Origin of the sequence: Burkholderia sp. WP9, from assembly GCF_900104795.1 — a bacterium.
Classification (GTDB): domain Bacteria; phylum Pseudomonadota; class Gammaproteobacteria; order Burkholderiales; family Burkholderiaceae; genus Paraburkholderia.
In genome coordinates this window covers 745816-768274 of record NZ_FNTG01000002.1, presented here as the reverse complement: position 1 = coordinate 768274, position 22459 = coordinate 745816, and the positions used below count along the sequence as shown (strand labels likewise).

The 22459-nt window shown below is 64.6% G+C and carries 22 protein-coding genes; 10 read left to right on the top strand and 12 right to left on the bottom strand.

Annotation, left to right across the window (positions count from 1 at the left end):
* Window positions 1-13 precede the first annotated feature (13 nt).
* A complete protein-coding gene (locus tag BLW71_RS24740; RefSeq protein WP_091802901.1) occupies window positions 14-1081 on the top strand; it encodes a 2-aminoethylphosphonate aminotransferase in 1068 nt (355 codons plus the stop codon).
* Between the two features lie 33 nt (window positions 1082-1114).
* On the opposite strand, the gene BLW71_RS41750 is transcribed toward BLW71_RS24740, so the two are convergent.
* The 7 genes from BLW71_RS41750 to BLW71_RS24710 all read right to left on the bottom strand — a co-directional run bounded on the left by BLW71_RS41750 (window position 1115) and on the right by BLW71_RS24710 (window position 8889).
* Entirely contained in the window at window positions 1115-1267 is a 153-nt protein-coding gene (locus BLW71_RS41750) for a hypothetical protein (protein ID WP_165614491.1), read from the bottom strand.
* A gap of 101 nt (window positions 1268-1368) precedes the next feature.
* Complete coding sequence (locus BLW71_RS24735; protein WP_091802898.1) at window positions 1369-2073, bottom strand: PIG-L deacetylase family protein; 705 nt, start codon at window positions 2071-2073, stop codon at window positions 1369-1371.
* A gap of 256 nt (window positions 2074-2329) precedes the next feature.
* Entirely contained in the window at window positions 2330-3922 is a 1593-nt protein-coding gene (locus tag BLW71_RS24730) for a UdgX family uracil-DNA binding protein (RefSeq protein WP_091802895.1), read from the bottom strand.
* A gap of 138 nt (window positions 3923-4060) precedes the next feature.
* Window positions 4061-4648 (bottom strand): nucleotidyltransferase family protein, encoded by a 588-nt coding sequence (locus BLW71_RS24725; protein ID WP_091802892.1) that lies wholly within the window; start codon window positions 4646-4648, stop codon window positions 4061-4063.
* 256 nt (window positions 4649-4904) lie between these two features.
* Window positions 4905-7127, bottom strand: a complete 2223-nt coding sequence (locus tag BLW71_RS24720) for a xanthine dehydrogenase family protein molybdopterin-binding subunit (protein ID WP_091802889.1) — start codon at window positions 7125-7127, stop codon at window positions 4905-4907.
* Window positions 7124-8125 (bottom strand): FAD binding domain-containing protein, encoded by a 1002-nt coding sequence (locus BLW71_RS24715; RefSeq protein ID WP_091802886.1) that lies wholly within the window; start codon window positions 8123-8125, stop codon window positions 7124-7126. Before BLW71_RS24715 ends, BLW71_RS24720 begins: the two co-directional genes overlap by 4 nt.
* An 11-nt stretch (window positions 8126-8136) precedes the next feature.
* Window positions 8137-8889, bottom strand: coding sequence for a 2Fe-2S iron-sulfur cluster-binding protein (locus BLW71_RS24710; RefSeq protein ID WP_091802883.1), 753 nt, complete (start codon window positions 8887-8889; stop codon window positions 8137-8139).
* A gap of 207 nt (window positions 8890-9096) precedes the next feature.
* On the opposite strand from BLW71_RS24710, the gene BLW71_RS24705 reads away from it, so the two are divergent.
* The 3 genes from BLW71_RS24705 (at window position 9097) to BLW71_RS24695 (ending at window position 12352) form a co-directional block, all read left to right on the top strand.
* Window positions 9097-11154: a D-(-)-3-hydroxybutyrate oligomer hydrolase gene (locus BLW71_RS24705; RefSeq protein ID WP_502686856.1), complete on the top strand. Its 2058-nt coding sequence runs from the start codon at window positions 9097-9099 to the stop codon at window positions 11152-11154.
* A 142-nt stretch (window positions 11155-11296) separates the two neighbouring features.
* Window positions 11297-11515 carry a hypothetical protein gene (locus BLW71_RS24700; protein ID WP_091802877.1) on the top strand — a complete coding sequence of 73 codons (219 nt, stop codon included), beginning with the start codon at window positions 11297-11299 and terminating at the stop codon, window positions 11513-11515.
* Window positions 11516-11539: 24 nt separating this feature from the next.
* Complete coding sequence (locus BLW71_RS24695) at window positions 11540-12352, top strand: exodeoxyribonuclease III (protein ID WP_091802874.1); 813 nt, start codon at window positions 11540-11542, stop codon at window positions 12350-12352.
* A 55-nt stretch (window positions 12353-12407) separates the two neighbouring features.
* Here BLW71_RS24695 and BLW71_RS24690 read toward each other — a convergent pair whose 3' ends face one another.
* From BLW71_RS24690 to motA, 4 genes are all read right to left on the bottom strand, one after another.
* Entirely contained in the window at window positions 12408-12695 is a 288-nt protein-coding gene (locus BLW71_RS24690; protein ID WP_091802872.1) for a CsbD family protein, read from the bottom strand.
* Between the two features lie 165 nt (window positions 12696-12860).
* Window positions 12861-13544: a Pr6Pr family membrane protein gene (locus BLW71_RS24685; RefSeq protein ID WP_091802869.1), complete on the bottom strand. Its 684-nt coding sequence runs from the start codon at window positions 13542-13544 to the stop codon at window positions 12861-12863.
* A gap of 90 nt (window positions 13545-13634) precedes the next feature.
* Window positions 13635-14630: a flagellar motor protein MotB gene (motB, locus tag BLW71_RS24680; protein WP_091808817.1), complete on the bottom strand. Its 996-nt coding sequence runs from the start codon at window positions 14628-14630 to the stop codon at window positions 13635-13637.
* 14 nt (window positions 14631-14644) lie between these two features.
* Window positions 14645-15514, bottom strand: coding sequence for a flagellar motor stator protein MotA (gene motA / locus BLW71_RS24675; RefSeq protein WP_091802866.1), 870 nt, complete (start codon window positions 15512-15514; stop codon window positions 14645-14647).
* Window positions 15515-15936: 422 nt separating this feature from the next.
* On the opposite strand from motA, the gene BLW71_RS24670 reads away from it, so the two are divergent.
* Both BLW71_RS24670 and BLW71_RS24665 read left to right on the top strand, forming a co-directional pair.
* The gene (locus tag BLW71_RS24670; protein ID WP_091802863.1) at window positions 15937-16950 is read left to right on the top strand and encodes a hypothetical protein; all 1014 of its coding nucleotides are present in this window, start codon (window positions 15937-15939) and stop codon (window positions 16948-16950) included.
* Between the two features lie 98 nt (window positions 16951-17048).
* The gene (locus BLW71_RS24665; protein WP_091802860.1) at window positions 17049-18461 is read left to right on the top strand and encodes a DUF2252 domain-containing protein; all 1413 of its coding nucleotides are present in this window, start codon (window positions 17049-17051) and stop codon (window positions 18459-18461) included.
* An 85-nt stretch (window positions 18462-18546) separates the two neighbouring features.
* Here BLW71_RS24665 and BLW71_RS24660 read toward each other — a convergent pair whose 3' ends face one another.
* Window positions 18547-19404, bottom strand: coding sequence for a polysaccharide deacetylase family protein (locus BLW71_RS24660; RefSeq protein ID WP_091802857.1), 858 nt, complete (start codon window positions 19402-19404; stop codon window positions 18547-18549).
* 410 nt (window positions 19405-19814) lie between these two features.
* On the opposite strand from BLW71_RS24660, the gene BLW71_RS24655 reads away from it, so the two are divergent.
* From BLW71_RS24655 to BLW71_RS24640, 4 genes are all read left to right on the top strand, one after another.
* Window positions 19815-20579: an SDR family oxidoreductase gene (locus BLW71_RS24655; RefSeq protein WP_091802854.1), complete on the top strand. Its 765-nt coding sequence runs from the start codon at window positions 19815-19817 to the stop codon at window positions 20577-20579.
* Between the two features lie 78 nt (window positions 20580-20657).
* Window positions 20658-20882 carry an oxidoreductase-like domain-containing protein gene (locus BLW71_RS24650; protein ID WP_091802851.1) on the top strand — a complete coding sequence of 75 codons (225 nt, stop codon included), beginning with the start codon at window positions 20658-20660 and terminating at the stop codon, window positions 20880-20882.
* A gap of 50 nt (window positions 20883-20932) precedes the next feature.
* Window positions 20933-21802, top strand: coding sequence for an NAD-dependent protein deacetylase (locus BLW71_RS24645; RefSeq protein WP_091802846.1), 870 nt, complete (start codon window positions 20933-20935; stop codon window positions 21800-21802).
* A 42-nt stretch (window positions 21803-21844) separates the two neighbouring features.
* On the top strand, window positions 21845-22450 hold the full coding sequence (locus BLW71_RS24640; protein WP_091802842.1) for a pyridoxamine 5'-phosphate oxidase family protein: 606 nt from the start codon (window positions 21845-21847) through the stop codon (window positions 22448-22450).
* Window positions 22451-22459 lie beyond the last annotated feature (9 nt).

The window sequence follows — 22459 nt, the reverse complement described above, 5'->3', positions numbered from 1 at the left end:
TCAAGGAGCGCCCATGCTGCTACTCAATCCCGGTCCGGTGACGCTCACCGAACGCGTTCGCAACAGCCTATTGCAGACGGATCTGTGCCATCGCGAAAGCGAGTTTTTCGATTTGCAGGAAGAGGCCCGCACGCGTCTGGTCGATCTGTACGGCCTCGATGCCGGCGAATGGCAAGCGGTCCTGATGACCGGCTCAGGCACGGCGGCGGTCGAAAGCATGACCGCGGCGCTGGTGCCGCAGAACGGCAAGCTGCTCGTGGTGGAAAACGGCGTGTACGGCGAGCGTATTTCGCAGATCGCCACGCAGTACGGGATCGCGCATGAATCGCTGAAGCACGACTGGATGCAGGCGCCCGACCTCGCGAAGATCGCCGAACGCCTCGACGCGGACAAGGCGTTCACACACGTCGCCGTGATCCATCACGAAACCACGACGGGCCGCCTGAACGATCTGGCCGCGCTCGGCGCATTGTGCCGCGAACGTGGGCTGCGTTTGCTGGTGGACGGCGTCAGCAGCTTCGGCGCGGAATCGATCGATTTCACCGACACGAGTCTCGACGCGGTGGCGGCCACGGCGAACAAGTGCCTGCATGGCGTGCCGGGCGCGTCGTTCGTGCTGGTGCGCCGCGCGGCGCTCGGAGAGGCGGCGAGCCGCACGTACTACCTCGATCTCGGACGTCTTGCGCGTTTGCAGGATCAGCGCAACACGCCGTTCACGCCTTCCGTGCATGCGTACTACGCACTTGTCGAAGCGCTGCGCGAACTCGCCGACGAAGGCGGTTGGCGCGCACGTCATGCGCGCTACGCGGCGCTCGCCGAACAGGCGCGCGCGGGGCTTGCCGAGCGCGGCATCGGCAGCGTGTTGCCGCCCGAGCAGTCGTCGGTGGTGCTGCGCGCGTACCGTCTGCCGGCCGGCGTCGCTTATCCGCAACTGCACGACGCGCTCAAGGCGCGCGGCTTCGTCATCTACGCGGGGCAGGGCGGTTTGTCGGCGGAACTGTTCCGCATTTCGACGATGGGCAACATTCACGCCGCCGACATCGACCGTCTGTTGCAAGGCTTTAGCGAACTGACGCGTTGATTCGCGCTTCCGGTGGCTGGCCGCGCAACGCGGTCACACCGGATCTTTGTCCGGCGGCCCATCGGGCCGCTGCGGTTCTTCGGTATGGTGGCCGGGTGACGGCGGCACCAGCGGATCGGCTTCCGGGTCGCGGTTCGGATCGGCATTGGGATCGGGAATCGGGCTGGTATGCATGTCGTAGCTCATGACGGCACCTTTGGCTGGAGAAGAGGACAGTACGGGCGGCGAGGTCGAACCCACGCCGGCCGCTCTTTTCAAGCGTAGACGTTTCCGGCGCGCCGCGTCTCTTACTTTTTCGCACGACGGCCCGCGCTGAGCTGCCAGTAACGCTCGGTGGCGAAAATGTCGTCGTAATTGCCCGCGCCGAATGCGCGCAACTGGCTTTCGTAAGCGTTGACGGCTTCGCGTTTGAGTTGCGCGCGGCGTTGTGGATCGATCGTATAGCTGGCGCTCGGCTGGGCCGGTGTCGCGACGATGCCGCGCTGCGCGAGATCGGCGAGCCGCGCCTGCACCACGCCGGGCGTGCGGCGGTGAATCGCTTCCTCGTAGCCGAACCAGGTCAGATGCGACAGGCGCGGCAGGATTTCGCAGCAGGCCTCGAACACCCGCACGTGGTCGTCGTGATACAGGCCGAGCGGCATGAGCAGCGTATTCGCGGTCGTGCGGTAGATGGTTTCTTCGAGCGCCGCCGCCAGTTTGCCGATCGATGGCGAGTCCAAATACTGGCTGTCGCGAAACGGCATGCGCAGCGGAATCGCGTCGAGCACTTCGAGTGCGCGGTTGTCTTCCAGCGTGCGCTCGTGAATGGCCTGATGGGCGTCGTTGAAGCCCGACCGGGCGTCCCATTCGGTATGCATCGGCTGCTCGGGCGGCGCGGCGAACACTGTGCAGACCGCGGCGTCGGGATGCGCGGCGAGCAACGCGCCGCAGCTGAAAACGGCGTCGTCGAAATGGGGCGAGACGATGAAAAGGCGCGGGCTGGTTTCGCTCATGGGACGTGTGATGGGTTCGCGACGCGCGGGCTGTGATGAGGTTGGCCGACTGTGCCCCGAGCGTCCCGCTGGTGCGCGGGAAAACGCGGCGTCACATCAGCTTAGGCGGAATCGGCGGGGCTTGCGCGGCGCTTTTGTGGGCCGCAAGTGGCGTGCCTGACCACGCACATGTGATTGATAAGACGCCTTAAGAAGTCACAAGTGAGCGCTTAAGCTGATTTTCTGTATTGGAAAATCGTCTGGCCAGGCGCGAACGCTATGCCCCTTCGGCCACCAGCGCCGCCGCGCGACTGAACGCCGCCACCATCCCCGCGACGATATCCTCGCGCAACCGGGCGTCAACCGTCTTCAACGCATACGACGGGTGCCACGTCGGCACGATCAGCCGCCCGCCGTGATCGATGGTCTGCCCCAGATATTCCGATAGATTGACGTGCGCACCGGTCAGCGCCTTCAGCGCGGTCGCGCCGAGCGTAACGACCACTCGCGGCGCGACCTGCGCAAGCTCTTGCTCCAGCCAATACTGGCAAGCCTCGACCTCGCGCAGCGCGGGTGTGCGGTGCACGCGCTGCTGATCGAGCGTTTCCCACTTGTAGTGTTTGACGGCATAGGTCAGATACAGCGCCGCGCGTGCGAGTCCGGCGCGCGCGAGCACGGTGTCCAGCAACTGACCGGCGGGGCCGGTGAAGGGCTCGCCGGTCTGGTTCTCATGCTCACCGGGTTGTTCGCCGACCACCATGATCGCCGCCTGAGCGGGACCGGTGCCCGCGACGGCCTGCTTCGCGTTGCGCCACAACGCGCAGCGCCGGCAGGTGGTTAGCGGACCGGTCGGCTCGCGCAACGGTGGCGTGATCGCTGAATATTCAATGGGCGGCATGTCCGGGACGGTGACGGTGCCGCTCTGCGCGCCGATACGGCTGCGCTCGCGTGCGAGGTGCGCGGGCAGCGGCGGGCCTGCGGGCGGCGTTCTCCAGTAGCGCAGTGGCACGGGCGCCGGCGCGCCGTTGAAGACGCTGGTGTAATACGCGAGCCAGAGCGCCTCGGTGGGTTCGCTGGTCGTGGCTTCGCCGGCCATGGCGCCCGGTGGCAACATCTGCATGGCTGGTGAGTGCTGCCGGCTCGCGGAGAGAGGGTGCTCGCCGTTATCCGCCGACGGCCGGTCGATTCGCAGCAGCATGCCGTTCCAGAACGCCGCGCCGTGTGGCGTCGCCAGCATCCACGTGGAATCGCCCATCCGCTCGGCGAAGCGTGTGGCGGCGCGCTCCAGCAGATCATGATGCGGCTCGTACCAGCCGACGAATTCCGGCAGCCCCATGGACGGATCGCGCCGCCTGAACAGGGTGAGTAGTAGTAGATCGTCGGTTTCGTGCTCCACGGAGCGGATACGCTGATCGAGCAGCGCGCCGTCGTGGTCCAGCAGATCGAGGACGTGGCGCTCGCCGCTAGTCCAACGCCACAGAATGCGGTAGAGCAGGGACCAGCGGTCCGGGGAGCGGAAGCAGGCCGCGGTTTTCAGCCGGGCGAGCAGTTCACGAGGAACGGCGGGAGCGGCGACCGCCGGAGTGGTGGCGGGGCTATCCGGAACATTGGGGGTGTGAGTGCCGGCATTGGTCGAAGGGCTCGAAGGGCCCGAATTGCCCGAATGGTTCGAAGGGCCCGAATTGCCCGAATGGTTCGAAGGGCCCGAATGGTTTGAATTGCCCGAATGGCTCGAATTGCCCGAATGGCTCGAAGCGTCCGAATCACACTCGACCCATTCGATCCGCGCCGGCTCGACCTCTTGCAGCAGTAACTCCCGCGCCGCGCGGCGCCACGCGGCGAAAGTCGGTTCGATAGAAATGCGTTTCATGCGGGCGCGCCGCGGCCATGCGCAACGTAAAGCGCCAACCCTCGCGGACAAAATACTGTATAGATGTACAGTATGCGCCTGAACGCCCGTCCGGATCAAGCCTGCCGCGTCACAGCGACCCCGGCCGGGGCGTCACGCCTAGACGTCGCGTAAATCCTCGGGCGTATCGACATCGCGCAAAATGCCCGCATCGTCGACATCCAATCGCGTCACCCGTTGCGACATGAACAACGACTTTGCGCCGGTATCGCCATCGAGCGCTAGCAGCGCGTTGCGATGCTCGATGCCGAAGCCGACCGGATGTCCCCGCTGCCCCTGATAAAACGGCGCGACCAGCGAAGCACCGCCGTCGAGTGCGCGCGCCACGTCTTCGATCGTCGAAGTGGCGATGCGCGGCATGTCGGCGAGCGCGACGATCCAGCCCTCGGCGCCTTCGGCTGCCTCGATGCCGGCCGCGAGGCTCGCGCCCATGCCGCGTTCGGCATCGCGCGCGAACACCACGTCGCAACCGGCGTCGTTGAGCAGCCGCGCGAGCGCGTCCGAACCCGGCCGCACCACGGCCAGCACCCGCGTCACGACCCGTAGCAGCCGATGCGCGGATTCATGCGCGACCGGTGTGCCGTCGGGCATACGTGCAAGCAGTTTATTGTGCAGGCCGTCCGGGTCGAAGCGCGAACCGAAGCCGGCGGCGAGCAACACGCCAGTGGCGAGCGAGGCGTAGGCCATGGACGGACACCGGGAGCAAAAGATGAGGTCGATTGTGCGATGCAACGCAGCCGTAGGCAAGCGCCAATGCGTATGCATGGCGCTTGCTGTTCGATATCGCGATGCGTTTGCATAACTTAGCGACTTCGATCGAAACGAATCGGCGTCACCATGAAACGCATCGGCGTATGCGAACGCATTGACGCACGCCAACGTAACGGCGCACGCGAACGCGACGGCCAGCGCGGACGCAAAGACCCACGCGAAGACCCACGCATCACACCTGCATCGTGCCCATCACCTTGTCCAGCGTAATGGGCAGATCGCGCACGCGCACGCCGGTGGCGTGATACACCGCGTTCGCAATCGCCGCCGGCACGCCCGTAATGCCGATCTCGCCGATGCCGCGTACCCCGAGCGAGTTGATATACGGATCCGGCCGGTCGATAAAGCTAATGTCGAGCGAACCGATATCGGCATTCACCGGCACGTGATATTCCGCGAGATTCGCATTGGTGAAGCGGCCATAGCGCGTGTCGACCGAAGTCTCTTCCTGCAGCGCCGCCCCGACACCCCACACGATGCCGCCCATCAGCTGGCTGCGCGCCGTCTTCTGGTTGAGCACGCGCCCCACGTCGTACACGGCCACCACGCGCGGCACCCGGATCGTGCCGAGGTCGGCATCCACATGCACCTCCACGAATACCGCACCGAACGAGTGAAACGAGTACCTCTGCTTTTCGTCGCCGGGCTTGACGGTCGCGATCGCCTCGATCGGCTTGCCGCCCGAGCGCGCGATGATCGCCGCCGCCGGATCGCGCTTGCCCGGTTGCGAGCGGCTCGTCACCCAGCCGTTTTCCACGGTGATGTCGTCGAGCGCGATGCCGTGTACGGGCGAAGCCTGATCGGCGAGCGCCAGCGCGATCAACTGGCTGCGCGCCTGGCTCGCCGCGTCGCGCACGGCCGGCGAAACGCTCGCCGCCGATTGCGATCCGCCAGACACCGGCGCTCGCGGCAAGGACGAATCGCCGAGCGCGAAGTGGATGTTTTCCGGCGCGAAGCCGAGCGCGTCGGCGGCCACCTGGGTCATCACGGTGTAAGTGCCGGTGCCGATATCCTGCGTGCCGGAGGCGACCATCGCAGTGCCGTCGGGCAAGATCCGCGCAATGGCGCTGGCTTCGCTGCGATTGGCCGGATAAGTCGCGGTGGCCATGCCCATGCCGATCAGCGTGCCGCCGTTGCGCATAGAGCGAGGCTCGCTCGTGCGCCGTGACCAGCCGAATTTCTCGGCGCCGATCTGATAACACTCGCGCAAGGACTTGCCCGACCACGGCTTGTTTTCCTGCGGATCGGACTCGGCGTAATTCTTCAGGCGCAGCGCGAGCGGGTCCATGTGCAAGGCGACGGCGAGTTCGTCCATCGCGGACTCGAGCGCGAACGACCCGGTCGTTTCGCCCGGCGCGCGCATGAAGGTCGGCGTGCCGAGATTGAGCGGCACGATGCGGTGCGTGGTCACCTGATTGGGCACCGCGTACAGCATGCGCGTGACCATGCAGCAGGTCTCGGTCCAGTCTTCGATCACCGAGGTGTTCGAGAGGCTATCGTGACGCATCGCGGTCAGCGTGCCGTCGCGTCGCGCCGCGAGCACGAAGTGCTGCTCGGTGTGCGGACGCGCGCCGACCGGGCCGAACATCTGCGGCCGTTCGAGCACGAGCCGCACGGGGCGCCCGGTCTGTTTCGCCGCCATCGCGCACAACGACACATGCGACCACGACGAACCCTTGCAACCGAAACCGCCGCCGACGAACGGCGAAATCACGCGCACGTCGGCGGGTGACATGCCGAGCGTCTTCGCGACCGCCTGCGCCGCGCTGCTAACGCCTTGGGTCGAATCGTAGAGCGTGAGCTGCGGACCGTCCCAGCGCGCCATCGTGGCGTGCGGCTCCATCGGGTTGTGATGTTCGATCGGCGTGGTGTAGGTCGCGTTGACGTGCACCGTGCCGCTTTGCATGCCGTCGTCGAAGCTGCCGCGTTGCGTGTCGGTTTGCCGGCCTTGCGGCCTGTCGGGTGCGTGCGCGTTCGGTTTGGCTAGCGCGAAGTCCGTGACCGCGGCGCCGCTCTGATAGGTGATACGCAACTGGCGCGCGGCGTCGGTGGCATGTTCGAGCGTGTCGGCCACCACCACGGCGACCGGCTCGTTGCTGTAATGAACCTCGTTGTCCTGAAGCAGCGACAGGCGGCGTCCGGCGGGCGGCGCCAACGCGGGCTTGCCGCCATTGGGCAAGCGCGGCGCGTTCTGATACGTCATGACGAGCAGCACGCCGGGCAGCGCCTGTGCGCGGCTCGCGTCGATCGAGGCAATGGTGCCGCGCGCGATCGTGCTCGTGACGAGCACCGCATGCGCAAGACGCGCCTCGGGAAATTCGGCGGCATAGCGCGCTTCGCCGGTGACTTTGAGCAGACCGTCGGTGCGGTCGAACGGTTGACCGATCAGATTCATGCGACACCTCCCGCGCGGCCGGCGGCCTGATTCACGGCGCGCACGATCGCGCGCTGCGCGAGCTGCACCTTGAAGCGATTGTCGTGTTGCGGCCGGGCTTCGCGCAATGCGGCCGAGGCGGCGTTCTTCAGCGTGGCTTGCGTGAGCGGCTGGCCATTGAGCATCTGCTCCGCCGCGCTCGCGCGCCACGGCTTGTGTGCCACGCCGCCTAACGCGATACGCACGGTCCTCACGCGGTCGCCATCCATCTGCAATGCGGCGGCAACCGAAACCAGCGCGAATGCGTAACTGGCCCGGTCACGCACTTTGAGGTAATGGGAGTTCGCGCTGAAGAGCGGCGGCGGCAGATCGACGGCGGTAATCAGTTCGCCCGGCTGCAAGGTCGTATCGACATCGGGCCGCTCGCCAGGCAGCCGGTGGAAATCAGCGAACGCAATGATCCGCTCGCCTGCGGGACCGCTCACGCGCACCACGGCGTCGAGCGCGGCCAGCGCCACGCTCATATCCGACGGATTCACCGCGATGCATTGGGGACTCGCGCCGAGAATCGCATGCGTGCGATTGTGGCCGTCGAGCGCCGCGCAGCCGCTGCCCGGCATGCGCTTGTTGCACTGCGTGAAGGCCGTGTCGTAGAAGTAGCCGCAACGGGTGCGTTGCAGCAGATTGCCGCCTACGGTCGCCATATTGCGCAACTGCGACGACGCGCCCGACAAAAATGCTTGCGTGAGCAACGGGTATTGTTCGCGCACCAGCGCGTGGTTGGCCGCATCGCTATTGCGTACCAGCGCGCCGATCCGGATGCCGCCATCGGGCAGCGTCGTGACCGTATCGAGGCCGCTGATATGCGTGATATCGATCAGCCGCACCGGCCGCGCTACGCCGCCCTTCATCAGATCGAGCAGGTTGGTGCCGCCGCCGATGAACACCGCGCCCGGCTGCTGCGCCGCCCGCACTGCACCGGCGACGTCGCCGGCGCGTTCGTAAGAGATCGCATCCATGCTGTCGCTCCTCAGGCGTTGCGGCTGTTGCCGCTGCCCATCGTGTCGGTGCCCGCAGCATTGCTGTTCTGGCCGCCGTCTTCATGCACCGCGCGCACGGCGGCCACGATGTTCGCGTACGCGCCGCAGCGGCAAATATTGCCGCTCATGCGTTCGCGGATTTCATCATCGGAGAGTTGTGCGGGACGGCTGCGGACATCGGCCGTGACGGTGCTCGCCGTGCCGGTACGAAATTCATTCAGCAGGGCGGTCGCGGAGCACAACTGCCCGGGCGTACAGTAACCGCACTGAAAGGCGTCGTGTTCGATGAACGCGCGCTGCATCGGACTCAATGCGCCATTGCTGGCGAGCCCTTCGACCGTGGTGATGGTCTCGCCCTCGTGCATCACGGCAAGCGTCAAACAGGCGTTGATGCGGCGGCCATCGGCGAGCACCGTGCAGGCGCCGCATTGTCCTCGATCGCAGCCTTTCTTCGTGCCCATCAGGCCTGCGTATTCGCGCAGTGCATCGAGCAGGGTCACGCGCGGCTCGAGTTGCAGCGTGTACGGGCGGCCGTTCACGGTCAACGTGACCGGGCGCGGCGGTATGGCTTGACGAGCTTGGACCGGCGGTGCGGCAGGGGTTTGGGTTTGTGCGCGCAGATGCGGCGCCGCGCCGATCGTGGCGGCAGCGGCAGCCGATTGAAGGAAGCGGCGGCGTGAAGGTTGGGGTGGGGTGGCGGCTGACTCGTCACTCGGATCCGGACATTCGTTATGCGTGGACATGACGTTCTGTTGACTCCGTTGAAAGGTCGATGCAGGCTAGCGATGCGTCGGTATCCGAAGCGTCGCGATCCATTGGACATCACGCAGCAATTTCGGTGCCGTTGCATACACAACGGTATTAGCAAATATCGGAGACAGCCAATGACAGTAATGCCCCGATTCAAGCCCGCGTCGAGACCCGTGCCGCTGGTACGAACCCTGGCCGCCATGGTGGCCGTGACGGTCGTGTTGAGCGCATGCCACGGCAGCGATGAAGTCAATTCGCCGCCGCCAACGAACACGCTGCCGAGCTTTATCGCCAGTGCCTCGGTAAGAACCCAGTCCTACGACGGCAATACCGACGACCTGCTCACCGCGGGTCTCGGCAAGACCGGCCTCGCTTCGGCCACGGCGCCAGCCATTGCCAACGCTGCGCAACCGACTGCCGCCGAACTGCGGCGCCTCGCTATCTGGGCGAACTATCGCGCGCTCGTGGACATGACCGCGAACGGGGGCTATGGACGTTTCTGGGGACCCAATGTCGACCTGAACGGCAACGACACGCTCGGCGAGGGCAAGATCGCCGGCAAGGAATATCTCGCCTTCGCCGACGACGGCAGCGGCACGCAGAACGTCACCATGCTGGTGCAGATTCCGGCGAGCTTCAATCCGGATCAGCCGTGCATTGTCACGGCTACGTCATCCGGTTCGCGCGGCGTGTACGGCGCGATTTCGGCGGCCGGCGAGTGGGGTCTCAAGCGCGGTTGCGCGGTGGCCTACAACGATAAAGGCAGCGGCAACGGCGCGCATGAGCTGTCTTCCAATCGGGTTACGCTGATCGACGGCACGTTGCAGGATGCCACTGCGGCGGGCAAGAACAGTTTCTTCACGGCCAACCTCGGCAATACCGATCTCGCGACTTACAACAACCAGTTCCCGAATCGCTACGCATTCAAGCACGCGCACTCGCAGCAGAATCCGGAGAAGGACTGGGGCAAGAATACCTTGCAGGCGATCCAGTTCGCGTATTGGGCGCTCAACGACTCGTATGGCACGCTCAACGGAGCGACCCGCAACGTGCGCTACGAGAACGGCAGCATCACGACCATCGCGGCTTCGGTGAGCAACGGCGGCGGCGCGTCGCTCGCGGCGGCGGAACAGGACACGTCCGGCTGGATCACCGCGGTGGTCGTGGGCGAGCCGCAGATCAATTTGCGGCTGCCCGCGCAGGTCTCGGTGGCGCAGGGCGGCGTGCCGGTCGGCGCATTCGGCAAGCCGCTCGCCGACTACATGACGCTCGCCAATATGCTGCAACCGTGCGCGGCGCTCGCGCCCGCCGCGGCCGGCGCGCCATATCTGACAGCGTTGCCGCTTGCCACCACCACGTCGATTCGCACCGCGCGATGCACGTCGCTGGCGAGCGCGGGTGTGATCGCGGGCACGAACACGACGACCCAGGCGATCAACGCGCTCGCGCTTCTGCATCAAAACGGCTATCAGACCGACTCCGACGTGCTGCAAGCGCCGATGTGGGACTCGCAGGCGGTGCCGGCCGTTGCCGTGACCTATGCGGATGCGTACGCGAAAGCGAGCGTGACCGCCAACCTCTGCGCGTTCAGCTTCGGCACGACGAGCGCGGCGGGAGCGGCTGGCGTGACGCCGGCGGTGTCGCCGATGCTCACGGTGTTCGGCAATGGCAACGGCGTGCCTCCGACCAACGGCATCAACCTCGTCTTCAACCCGGGCGCAGGCGCGGCGGACCATCGGCTGGCGAGCGCCGACGGCAGCTTTGCGGGGGCCTCCTGTCTGCGCACGCTGTGGACCAACGGCACGCTCACCGGCAGCGTCGAAGCCATTCGTGTGAATGCGAACCTGCATGGCAAGCCCGCCATCATCGTGCAGGGTCGCGCGGATGCCCTGGTGCCGATCAACCACGCGTCGCGGCCGTATCTCGGCTTGAACCAGCTGAGCGAAGGCGGCGCGAGCAAGCTATCGTTCTATGAAGTGACGAACGCCCAGCATTTCGATGCGTTCCTCGGCGTGGCGGGCTTCGATTCACGCTTCGTGCCGCTGCATTACTACAACATTCAGGCGCTCAATCTGATGTGGAGCCATCTGAAAAACGGCACGCCATTGCCGCCGTCCCAGGTGATTCACACCATACCGCGTGGCGGCTCGCCGGGCGCCGCGCCGCAACTGACCACGGCCAATCTGCCGGCGATCGCGGCGAGCCCCGGCGTCAACGCGATTACGGTGAGCAATGGCGCGGTGAACGTGCCGAATTGAATCGCGCATAGCTGAATGCACCGGCTCGCGGCGGCCATCACGCGCGCGAGCCGGCCTGCGCGAATCGCTGCTCGCGAGCAAGCCCGCCCGGGTATAAGCGATGCTAGGGCAGGTGAAGTGAAGCGTGTTCAAAGGAGAGCGAATGCAGTTCGACTACAGGCATTTCCATATCGATTGCCGCGCCCGCCACGCGGAAGACGGCCTTTACCACGCGAGAGCGAAGATCACTCACGTGCCGCACAAAAACGAACACGTCCGCTCGCACGATTCCGGCGACATCGACGCCTTTTCCAGTGAAGCCGACGCCATTTCATGCGCGAAGTCCTACGCAATGGAATGGTGCGACGCGGCGGCGCAATAACGCGCATTGCAGAGAGGACACGTCGTGGCCAGGCTTCGAATCGCGACCTTCAACATCAACGGAATTCGCTCGCGCCTGCCGGCGCTGTTGCAATGGCTCGAACGCGAGACGCCCGACATTGTCTGCCTGCAGGAACTCAAGGCGGTGGACAGCGCGTTTCCCGTCGAGCAGCTGCGCGACGTGGGCTATGGGGCGATCTGGCAGGGGCAGAGCGCATGGAACGGCGTGGCGATCCTGTCGAAAGGCGCGGCGCCGCTGGAGAGCCGCCGCGGCCTGCCGGGTTTCGAGGCGGACACGCATAGCCGGTATCTCGAAGCCGCGGTTGGCGGCGTGCTGGTGGCGTGCCTCTATCTGCCCAACGGCAATCCCCAGCCCGGCCCCAAATTCGACTACAAGCTGGCGTGGTTCGATCATCTGATCAAGCACGCGGCGGACCTCTACAAGAGCGGTCATCCAGTGGTGCTGGCGGGCGACTTCAACGTGGTGCCGACCGACGAAGACATCTACAACCCGCGCTCGTGGCTAAAAGACGCGCTGCTGCAACCCGAGAGCCGCGAGCGTTATCAGCGATTGCTCGCGCAAGGCTGGACCGACGCATTGCGAACGCATTTCGGCGAAGAACGGGTCTATACCTTCTGGGACTATTTTCGCCGCCACTGGGACACGAACTCCGGATTGCGTATCGACCATCTGCTGCTGAGCGCCGACCTCGCGCCGCGCTTGCGCGATGCGGGTGTCGATCGGTGGGTGCGTGGCGAGCCGCACGCGAGCGATCACGCGCCCGCGTGGGTCGAACTTGATATGGGTGCGGGACGCCGCAAGAAAAGCAGCGCATAAAGCGAAACGGGCGATCGACAGAAGCCGATCGCCCGTTGATCAAACGCGTCGACAATCAACGGCGATAGTCGCGCTCAGCGGCGCCGTGCGCCCACAGCGCGCCCGCCACGAAACCGGCGAGAGCCACCACCGCGATCGCCGTGAACGGACTTTCCGCCGTCGTTTCACGCACGAGGCTCGTGGTGCTCGCGCACAGTTGCTGGGCCTTGCCGCTCAGTTCTTTGGCCTTGCCGGCCAGTTGGGTGCCGGTATCGCCCAGCACATCGCCGGCCGCGCCCTGAACCTTTCCCGCGACTTCCTTGACTGCGCCTTCCACTTTGTTCGCTGCCGAATTGGTGTCCATACGTTTTTGCTCCCATTGTCATATTTACGTGCGAGCCATTGCGAATCGCAACACCCGCACACCAAGGATCCGCGCACGCCGCCCTGAAAGGCGCGGCTTACGTCCACCAGACAGGGCGCAAGAAGCGCGCCCGGGAAAAAGCAGAATTGACGAAGCGGGAACGTATCAGCGCCGCCGTCTGGAATTGATGCCCACGAAGACGGCCATGAGCATCAGAAAGCCGCCGAACAGCAGCGCCGAATTCACCACGACGTGCCGGATTCCGAGCCGCTCGACGTTGATGAACGGATAGGGATAGAAATCCGACAGGCTCCCACGCCAGAAGGTGACGCCGAGATAGGCCAGCGGATACACCAGCCACAATAGACAATGCCGCAGCCTCAAATGAAAGCGCGGTACGAACAGCACCCAGTAAAGCGCGGCCAGCATGGGCAAGACGCTGTGAAGCGATTCGTTAAGCAGCAGCCGGAATGCCGTGGGCGTCCAGTAACCTCGCAGCAGCAGGTTGTACGCAATGCCGACAAACACCATGTACACCACCACCGCGGTGACGACGGTAGGTTGCCGGAAAAACCGCGCGGGCGCCGATCTGTGCCCGCGTAACGCCACGCAGGTAAAACAGATCGCGCAGGCGAGCGCCGTCAGATTGGTGAGGTAACTGCTCATGCGGGAGATGCCGTCGAGCACGGTCAACCCGCGCGCGAGCGTGCGGTCGATCGTGACGTCAGCTTGCGCGACGATCGAGATCCACGCAATGACGGCGATGATCGCCGCCAGCGTCACCGACGAAACACTTGGCGTATGCAGCGGAAGCTCGGGCTCCCGGTGCTCGGAAGGGGCAGGGCGCATGCGTACGATTCTATACACACCGCATGGGCTTTGCAGTGTGCGTGACCGAGCGCACGCGCTGGATCGATCAAGCGCGAGGCAGAAGAAATACTATGGCGTGCTATGCGAACCGGTCACAGGCTTCAAGCGTTCCGCTACTGCGGGAATGGCTGAACTCGCCGGAACGGCTTCGTCGATCGCGGTGCGCCCGCCATCGTGGAAAAATGCCAGCTCGGCGGCCTTGTTCAGGACCAGGATGCTGATGCGCCGGTTGGTCGGCTCATCGGCGACATTGCTGTTCAGCGGCAATACGTCCGCCAGTCCGCGCACCTGCAGCAGCTTTTCGCCATGCATGCCACCGGCAACGAGCGAGCGGCGCGCGGCGTTGGCGCGTTCGGACGACAGTTCCCAGTTCGAGTAGCCCTCCGGTCCCGCGGTGTAGGGCACCGCATCCGTATGGCCGGCGATCGAAATGCGGTTGTCGACGTCGTTGAGCGCGGCGCCGATCTGCGTGAGGATCGTTACCGCATACGGTTGCAGCTTCGAGCTGCCGGAAGGAAACATGGGCCGGTTCTGCGAATCGACGATCTCGATACGCAGCCCTTCATTCGTGATCGAGATGCGGATCTGATCCTTGAACGCCTTCAACGCTGGGCTCTGTTCGATCAGCGTGGTGAGCTTCGCCTTCAGTTGTTCGAGGCGCGCCGCGTCGGATGGCGCCACGGTCGGCGCGACGGTCGCGGACGGTGCGGGTTGGGTCTCGGTCTGGCTCTTCCTGCCGTCGCCGGGCCGTGTATCGGAGATGTCGCGGCCGCCGCCCTGCACCACGCTCGGACGCGCCGCAGCCGTGCCTTCGTTGCCGCCGAGCAGGCTCGACAGCGGTGTGTTGAAATAATCCTCGATCCCCTGCTTGTCGTACTTCGACGTGGAGCCGAGCAGCCACATCAGCAGGAAGAACGCCATCATTGCAGTGACGAAATCGGCGTACGCGATTTTCCATGCGCCGCCGTGATGGCCGCCATGATCTTCGCCCCTTCTCGAACGGCGCACAATCACAGGCGCCGGCGCCTGCTCCTCCCGTGACGCCCGCGATTTTCTTTCGCTCATCATGCCGCTCCGCGTCAGGCCGACTTCGGCATCTTGGTGGCGCGCACGGCGTCGTCGAGTTCCTGGAAGCTCGGGCGGTCCGCGGTGAACAGCACCTTGCGGCCGAATTCGACGGCGATCGGCGGCGCGTAGCCGGACAGCGACGCGAGCAGCACGGCCTTCACGCACTGATACGGCTTGGCTTCAGCGCGGCCTTTGGCGTTGAGCAGATCGGCCAGCGGGCCGATAAAGCCATACGCGAGCAGAATGCCGAGGAACGTGCCGACCAGCGCGCCTGCAATCATTTCGCCGAGCACGGCGGGCGGCGCGCCAACCGAACCCATGGTGTGAACCACGCCCATGACCGCGGCGACGATACCGAAGGCGGGCAGGCCGTCCGCCATCTTCTGAATGGCGTTGGCCGCGACCGTCGATTCCGCGTGATGCGTGGCCAGTTCCTCGTCCATCAGGTCCTGCACTTCGAGCACGTTCACATTGCCGCCGGACATCATGCGCAGATAGTCGACGATGAAGTCGAGCAGATGATGGTCCTCCAGCACATGCGGATACTTCTGGAAAAGCACGCTTTCTTCGGGTGCGCCCACGTCGACTTCGAGCGACATCATGCCTTCCTTGCGCGCTTTCTGGAGCAACTCGTAAAGCAACGCGATCAGCTCGAGATATTTCTCCTTGGTGTAGCCACCGCTTTTAAAGCATGAGGGAATCGCCTTGAGGGTTTTCTTCAGTGTGGAAGTCGGATTGCTCACGACAAACGCGCCGATTGCCGCGCCGAAGATGCACAGTAGTTCGAATGGCTGAATCAGCGCCGGCAGATGGCCGCCCACGCCGATAAAACTGCCAATCACCGAACCGATCACTAAAACCCAGCCGATTGCAACAAACATACTTTCTCCGATTATCTTGCGCTGCCCCGCGTTCGATTAGAAAAGCCCTTATTTCAAAGGCTTTTCTCGCGCGTCACAAATCTTCCGTATGTACCGGTAAACGGCTGAATCCGGTGATGCTGAAGTGCTGAGCTGCTTAAAATGCGAAATAAATTCACCAATCGGTTAGTTCTTGATATAGGTCGGTAAATCTGTCCGCATTTTGCGATTTTCGGATTGCAATTCGTGTTTTTCCGGGTCCGGCCACATACCGAGTCAAGATGCCGCTGATACCCACTGATAGGTAACTTTTTACCGATCGCTCTGGTAGCATGACGATCGATTTGTCCCGACGGCCGTTAAGGCGGCGCCCTGTCGCGTCACGGTTCCGTCCGCTACTGACACCGGCAGTACCAATGACTCAACCGGGAAGGGAATGCCGCATGCGAAAACCAGAATCTACTGTTCAAAGTCGACTGATTCCCAAGGCGGCGGCCTGTATCACAGGCGTGAGCCTGCTATTCATCTCTACCCTCGGTCATGCCCAGGAGTTTTCGCTGTTCGGTGGCGGCTCGCGTGCGGGCAGCACGAACACCTATACATGGGCTTTCAATTATCAGGAAGGTCTGGGTCAATACTTCGCCGGCAGTTTCACGTGGCTTAACGAAGGGCATATTCCGAACCACCATCGCGACGGTCAGATGATCCAGTTGTGGGGGCGTATTCCCGTGGGCAACCCGCAATTCGTTCTGCAAGCGGGCGTCGGCCCGTACCGCTACTTCGATACGACCACCGCCGCGGAAGGCGGCAGTTATTCCGACACTCACGGCTGGGGCGTGGTGTACAGCGTGCGCGCCGCATACTACGCGTCGAGCCGGTGGATCACGCAGCTCCAGTTGAATCGCGTGCACGTTCAGCGTGGGCCGGATGCGACCAGCGTGATGTTCGGTGTCGGCTATCAGCTCGACGCCCCGGACTCGCCCGGTCCGCGCGACTGGGCGAGCGGCAGCACGCACAAAGTCACCAATAACGAAGTGGCGGTGTATCTCGGCAAAACCATCGTCAATTCAACCAGTTCGCCGAGCGCGTTCGGCGGCGCAATCGAGTACCGGCGCGGCCTCGCGAAGTATCTCGACGTCACGATCGGTTATCTCCACGAAGGCAGCAGCAAGGTGGCGCGCCGCGACGGTTTCACCAGCCAGTTATGGGCCACCCGCGCGTTTCTCAACGACAAGGTTGCGCTCGCGCTCGGCCTCGGCGCCTACTACGCGATCAACGAGAACGAAAACAGCGCGTCGCCTGGGCCGGGCGCGGGCAAGTTCTCCGGTCTCGTCACGATTGCGGGCTCGTATCGTCTAAGCGACCATTGGGACGCGCGGCTCGAATGGAACCGCGTCGTGACCCGCTATGATCGCGATTCGGATGTGATTTTCGGCGGGCTGGGCTATCGTTGGTGAATTGGGTGAAGGCCCACGCGCCAGGCGTCAAGTGTTGTCATGCAAGCAGAAGCAGTCTCTCGAACCGCAAGTCAAGACTCGGAAAAACGGAGAACAGCATGAAAGCCAGCACCATCGCCGAGCGGGAGGCCCGGGGCCGCGCCGCCCGTGAGCACTCGAAACGTTCAAGCCATAAAACGGTAGGCGAACTGCATCGCAATCCGATCGAGTTGCTCAAGCAAAGCAGCGAGGGCAGGGTGCACAACCTCGTGCCGCTGCGCTACGGGCGCATGGCCGCCTCGCCTTTCGCGTTTTTTCGCGGCACCGCGATCCTGCAGGCGCACGATCTCAGCAAAGTGAGCGACACGGGCCTGACCATGCCGATCTGCGGCGACGGCCATCTGATGAATTTCGGCGGTTTCGCCACGCCCGAGCGGCAACTCATCTTCGATCTGAACGACTTCGACGAGGTGGCGGTCGGACCGTTCGAATGGGACCTGAAACGACTGACCGCGAGCCTCGTCGTCGCCGCGCGTCATATGCGTCTGAGCCGGGGCACGGCGGAAAGTCTGGTGATGACGGCGGTCACCGAATATCGTGACCGCATGGCACATTATGCGCAATGCGGCGCGCTCGAACTCTGGTACGACCGCATCAGCTTCGAGTTGATGGCGGAAACCGCCTTGACGCCTGAACGCCGCCGCACCGTGCGGCGCGGCATGGAAAAGGCCGCGAGCCGGACGCACGAAAATCTGCTCGAGAAAATGGCGGAGCACGACGGCGATCACTGGACCATTCGCGACGCGCCGCCTGCTCTGTTCCACGTGCTCGGCGCCAACACCCTGTTCACGCCGGAAGAGACCGAAGCATTCAGAAGCGGGAACTGGCGCAAGATGGTCGAACGCATGTGGGGCGAATACGAGAAAACGCTGTCGCACGACCGGCGCGAACTGCTGGGCCATTTCACCATGCAGGACCTCGTGTTCAAAGTGGTCGGCGTCGGCAGCGTCGGCACGCGCTGCATGGTGATGCTGCTGGTCGATCACATGGGCAAGCCGCTGTTCCTGCAAATCAAGGAGGCGCGACCCTCGGTCATCGCGCAGTTCTACAAGTCGCCGGCCATCAAGCACGAGGGCGAACGCGTCGTGCGGGGGCAACGCATGCTGCAGGCCGCTAGCGATATCTTTCTCGGCTGGGCGACGGGACCGCTGGGGCGGCATTTCTACTTTCGTCAGTTGCGCGACATGAAGCTGTCGGCAAACATCGAGTTGTTCGACTCCGACCTGCTGGATGGTTATGCGCGCTTATGCGGCTGGATCATGGCGCGGGCGCATGCCAAGGCGAGCGGGCAGGCAATCGAAGTGAGCGCGTATATCGGCCGCGGCGATCAGTTCGCGGAAGCGCTCACCGGCTACGCGATGGCCTACGCGGACCAGGTGGAACGCGATTACGACGTGTTCCTGAAGGCATGCCGCGGCGGCGAGCTGGAAGCGCGCACGGACGAGGATATGGCGGCGGATTTCCGCGTATAGCGGATGCATTCGCGATCGCGCGGCTCGCCGGGCTAGGTGGCGGGCGGGCCGCGCAACGCCTCGCGCAACGTCACGAAACGCAGACTCAGCCGTCGGCGCGCGCCTCGCGCAATGTCACGAAACGCAGCTGTCGCTGCCGCGCTGCGCCGATCACACTCGGCAACACCGCGAGGATCAATGGCGTGCCGTCGGCGGTGAGGGCTGCGTTGCCATCGTGCAGCAGGAGAATGTCCCGCGGCGCGAGACCGTCGAGCAGGCGCCGCGTGACCACGTGCGGATCGCGCTCGCGCGTGTCGTAGCCACGCCGCGTCCACGCCGCGAGGCGCAGGTCGAGCTTGCGCAAGACCGGTTCGAGAAAGATGTTGCGCAGGCCGGCCGGTGCGCGGAAAAACATCGGCCGCTCGCCGCTCAGTGTTTCGAGCGTGCGTTGTGCGGCATCGATCTCCCGCGTGAGCGCGCCCGGAAACGTCACGGAAAACGTGTGTACGTGAACCTGCGAGTGGTTTTCGAGCGCATGGCCGCGCGCGACGATCTCCCGCGTGAGCGCCGGGTAGCGCTGCGCCTCTGCGCCGATACAGAAGAAGGTGGCGCGCACGCCGAAGGCGTCGAGCAGATCGAGCACTTGCGGCGTAACGACCGGGTCCGGACCGTCGTCGATGGTCAGCGCGATCGCGTCGGCGTTGCGCGGGGTAGCGGGCAGGCGCGTCCAGTTCGGGCCGAGCAGCGTGGTGCGCGGCAGCAGTCCGGCCACTGTGAAAATGGCGTGATTCACAAAGATCGCGGCGAGCCACCAGGGCCATGCGGCGGGCGCGAGCAGCCATCCGGCCAGCACGAAAACGTGCCATGCGGCGGTGGCCGTGAGCATCGCGGGATAACCGGTGCGCGGCCAGCGGCGCGGCGGCGTGTGATGGGCGCCATGCGGCGGCGTGGAGAGTTCTTTCATCAAGCGTGCTTCCTGTCTTCCTTCCTTCGTCCTGCGAAGGCCTTACATCGCGCGCGTGACGCAACAGCAAACGATACCATTGATGCGCGCCGCGACGTGCCCGCCGACAGGAGCGGTAAAATGTGAAAGCACGCTGAAAGACGTTGTGCTTCGCGACAATCGGGTCCGCTGGGTGATGTAGCGGCACATCTGCTCTTTTACTGCGCGCATTGCGATGCGCCAGGCTCGCGGCGAACGATTTCCTTGAGGCGTGGTGGGTTTGACGAGCGCCTATCAACTGGCCGACGATGATGTGATCGTCGGCACCTCGCCGATGTCCGACGTACAGGGTTGCAGGTTCCGCAAGGATGACCCGCGGTTCATGAAGCTTGCAGCCAGTTTGCATGATCTGCACAACGAGGAGACGTGCCGTGACGGGAACGGGAATCAAGAAGGTCGCGCTGGTGACGGGCGCGGGCAGCGGAATCGGCCGCGCGTGTGCGCTCAAGATGCTGGAGCACGGCTATAGCGTCGTGCTGGCCGGCCGCCGGCAGGCGCCGCTCGACGCAATCGTGCAGGAAGCGCAGCAACTCGGCGGCGACGCGCTGGCCGTGGCGTGCGACGTGACGGATGCGGACAGCGTCGCTGCCTTGTTCGACACGATCCGCGAACGGCGCGGCCGGCTCGACGTGCTGTTCAACAACGCGGGCCGCAATGGTTCGCCCGTCGATATCGACGAACTCTCGATCGACGAATGGCGCTCGGTGGTCGACACTAACCTCACCGGCGTGTTCCTGTGCACGCGCGCGGCCTTCGGTTTGATGAAAACGCAGAGCCCGCGCGGCGGCCGCATCATCAACAATGGCTCGATCTCGGCGCATGCGCCGCGGCCCAATAGCATTGCCTATACCGCGACCAAGCACGCGATCACCGGCCTCACGAAAGCCGTGTCGCTCGACGGCCGGAAATACGACATTGTCTGCGGGCAGATCGACATCGGCAATGCGGCGACCGAGATGGCCGAACGCATGGCGCGCGGCGTGCCGCAGGCCAACGGCGAAATCGCCGTCGAGCCGCTGATGGACGTTCAGCATGTGGCCGACGCCGTGCTGCACATGGCCGAACTGCCGCTCACGGCGAACGTGCAGTTCATGACCATCATGGCGAGCAAGATGCCGTTCGTCGGCCGGGGGTGATGGCCGGAGCGCGAGCAGCAAGCCGCGCCGGATCAACTTATACTGGGCGCTTTCCGCCTCGATGGAACCCGCTTCGCCGTGCCCCGAGCCACACCTGAGGACGACCCGCAACCGGTGCCGCCCGTGCCGCCCGATCTCGACGATTGTTGTCATAGCGGCTGCAATCCGTGTGTGTTCGATCGCTATGACGAAGCGCTCGAACGTTATCGAGCCGCGCTCGCCGAGTGGCAGGCGCGGCAGCAAGTGCGGCCAGCGCAGCACGTGACGGCGGCGCGGCGAAGCAAGCCGCGCACGCGCCGTTGAACGGCGCTCGAGGTTTCGCCTCGAGGCCGCAGTTCTCACCCAGCCCCGTCATGACCGACCTTCAGTCCGCGCCTCTCGAACCCCTGAATGAATCGCACACGCTGGACGACCTGCATCGCTTCGTGCAGCGTTATCCGCGGCTGTTCGTGCTGACCGGCGCGGGCATCAGCACCGACTCGGGCATTCCCGGCTACCGCGACGACAACGGCGAATGGAAACGCTCGCCGCCCATCACGCTGCAGGAGTTTCTCGGCACGCTGGCCATGCGCCAGCGCTACTGGGCGCGCAGCATGGTCGGCTGGCCGGTGGTCGCCCACGCCGAGCCCAACGCCGCGCATACCGCGCTCGCGCGGCTCGAAGCGGCCGGCCATGTGCCGACGCTGGTCACGCAGAACGTGGACGGCCTGCATCAGCGGGCGGGCAGCCGCGAGGTGATCGAACTGCATGGCGGTATCAACGGTGTGACGTGTCTGGACTGCGGCATGCAGCACTCGCGCGCGTCGATCCAGCAGACCCTCGAAGCGGACAATCCCGCGCTCCTGAACGTGACGGCCGAAACCGCCGCGGATGGCGACGCGCATCTCGAGTGGCACGACCTTGGCGGGTTCCGCATTCCGGCCTGCCCGAACTGCGGCGGCCTGCTGAAGCCCGCGGTGGTGTTCTTCGGCGAAAGCGTGCCGAAGGAGCGCGTGGAGGCGGCCTCGCATGCACTCGACGCGGCGGACGCCGTGCTCGTGGTCGGCTCGTCGCTGATGGTCTACTCCGGCTACCGCTTTTGCGTGTGGGCGCAAAAGCAGCGCAAGCCGGTGGTTGCGATCAACCTGGGCCGCACGCGCGCGGATCCTTTGCTGTCGCTGAAAATCGCGGCGCCGTGCGCCGAGACGTTGACCGCGCTGGCCGGCCGGCTGGCGCTGGATTGAACGGTCGGCCCGACAAAAGAACGCAACCCGAAAGGAAAATTCATGTTGACGACGATCGCACAGCTCGAAGCCCTCTACGGTCAGCCGCACGAGCGCGCGGTGCGTAAAGAGATTTCGTTTATCAACGAAGACTATCGCGCGTTCATCGAAGTCGCGCCGTTCGCTGTGCTCGCCACCGCCGGCCCTGAAGGCCTCGACTGTTCGCCGCGCGGGGACGCGCCGGGCTTTGTGCGTATCGTCGACGAACGCACGCTCGCGCTGCCGGATCGCATCGGCAACAATCGCCTCGACAGTCTGCGCAATATCATCGTTGAGCCGCGTCTGGCGCTGCTCTTCATCATCCCCGGCGTGGGCGAGAGCTTGCGCGTGAACGGGCGCGGCCGTATTACCGACGATCCGCAATGGCTGGACAGTTTCGCTGTCGCAGGTAAACTGCCGCGCACCGTGCTGCTGATCGACGTGGACAGCGTCTACTTTCATTGCTCGAAAGCGTTGGTGCGTTCGAAATTATGGGATCCGGCGCATTACGTCGAGCGCTCGCGCCTGCCGAGCGCCGGCGAGATTCATCGGCGTATCAACGGTGCGCAGTTCGACGCGGCGACCTACGATCGCGAACTCGCCGAACGCGTGCGCACGGCCTTGTACTGAAACCGAAGC

Bases quoted from the DNA above. Each gene is read 5' to 3' on its own strand.
- BLW71_RS24740 (WP_091802901.1), top strand. From the start codon at position 14: ATGCTGCTACTCAATCCCGGTCCGGTGACGCTCACCGAACGCGTTCGC.
- BLW71_RS41750 (WP_165614491.1), bottom strand. From the start codon at position 1,267: ATGAGCTACGACATGCATACCAGCCCGATTCCCGATCCCAATGCCGAT.
- BLW71_RS24735 (WP_091802898.1), bottom strand. From the start codon at position 2,073: ATGAGCGAAACCAGCCCGCGCCTTTTCATCGTCTCGCCCCATTTCGAC.
- BLW71_RS24730 (WP_091802895.1), bottom strand. From the start codon at position 3,922: ATGAAACGCATTTCTATCGAACCGACTTTCGCCGCGTGGCGCCGCGCG.
- BLW71_RS24725 (WP_091802892.1), bottom strand. From the start codon at position 4,648: ATGGCCTACGCCTCGCTCGCCACTGGCGTGTTGCTCGCCGCCGGCTTC.
- BLW71_RS24720 (WP_091802889.1), bottom strand. From the start codon at position 7,127: ATGAATCTGATCGGTCAACCGTTCGACCGCACCGACGGTCTGCTCAAA.
- BLW71_RS24715 (WP_091802886.1), bottom strand. From the start codon at position 8,125: ATGGATGCGATCTCTTACGAACGCGCCGGCGACGTCGCCGGTGCAGTG.
- BLW71_RS24710 (WP_091802883.1), bottom strand. From the start codon at position 8,889: ATGTCCACGCATAACGAATGTCCGGATCCGAGTGACGAGTCAGCCGCC.
- BLW71_RS24705 (WP_502686856.1), top strand. From the start codon at position 9,097: ATGGTGGCCGTGACGGTCGTGTTGAGCGCATGCCACGGCAGCGATGAA.
- BLW71_RS24700 (WP_091802877.1), top strand. From the start codon at position 11,297: ATGCAGTTCGACTACAGGCATTTCCATATCGATTGCCGCGCCCGCCAC.
- BLW71_RS24690 (WP_091802872.1), bottom strand. From the start codon at position 12,695: ATGGACACCAATTCGGCAGCGAACAAAGTGGAAGGCGCAGTCAAGGAA.
- BLW71_RS24685 (WP_091802869.1), bottom strand. From the start codon at position 13,544: ATGCGCCCTGCCCCTTCCGAGCACCGGGAGCCCGAGCTTCCGCTGCAT.
- motB (WP_091808817.1), bottom strand. From the start codon at position 14,630: ATGAGCGAAAGAAAATCGCGGGCGTCACGGGAGGAGCAGGCGCCGGCG.
- motA (WP_091802866.1), bottom strand. From the start codon at position 15,514: ATGTTTGTTGCAATCGGCTGGGTTTTAGTGATCGGTTCGGTGATTGGC.
- BLW71_RS24670 (WP_091802863.1), top strand. From the start codon at position 15,937: ATGCGAAAACCAGAATCTACTGTTCAAAGTCGACTGATTCCCAAGGCG.
- BLW71_RS24665 (WP_091802860.1), top strand. From the start codon at position 17,049: ATGAAAGCCAGCACCATCGCCGAGCGGGAGGCCCGGGGCCGCGCCGCC.
- BLW71_RS24660 (WP_091802857.1), bottom strand. From the start codon at position 19,404: ATGAAAGAACTCTCCACGCCGCCGCATGGCGCCCATCACACGCCGCCG.
- BLW71_RS24645 (WP_091802846.1), top strand. From the start codon at position 20,933: ATGACCGACCTTCAGTCCGCGCCTCTCGAACCCCTGAATGAATCGCAC.
- BLW71_RS24640 (WP_091802842.1), top strand. From the start codon at position 21,845: ATGTTGACGACGATCGCACAGCTCGAAGCCCTCTACGGTCAGCCGCAC.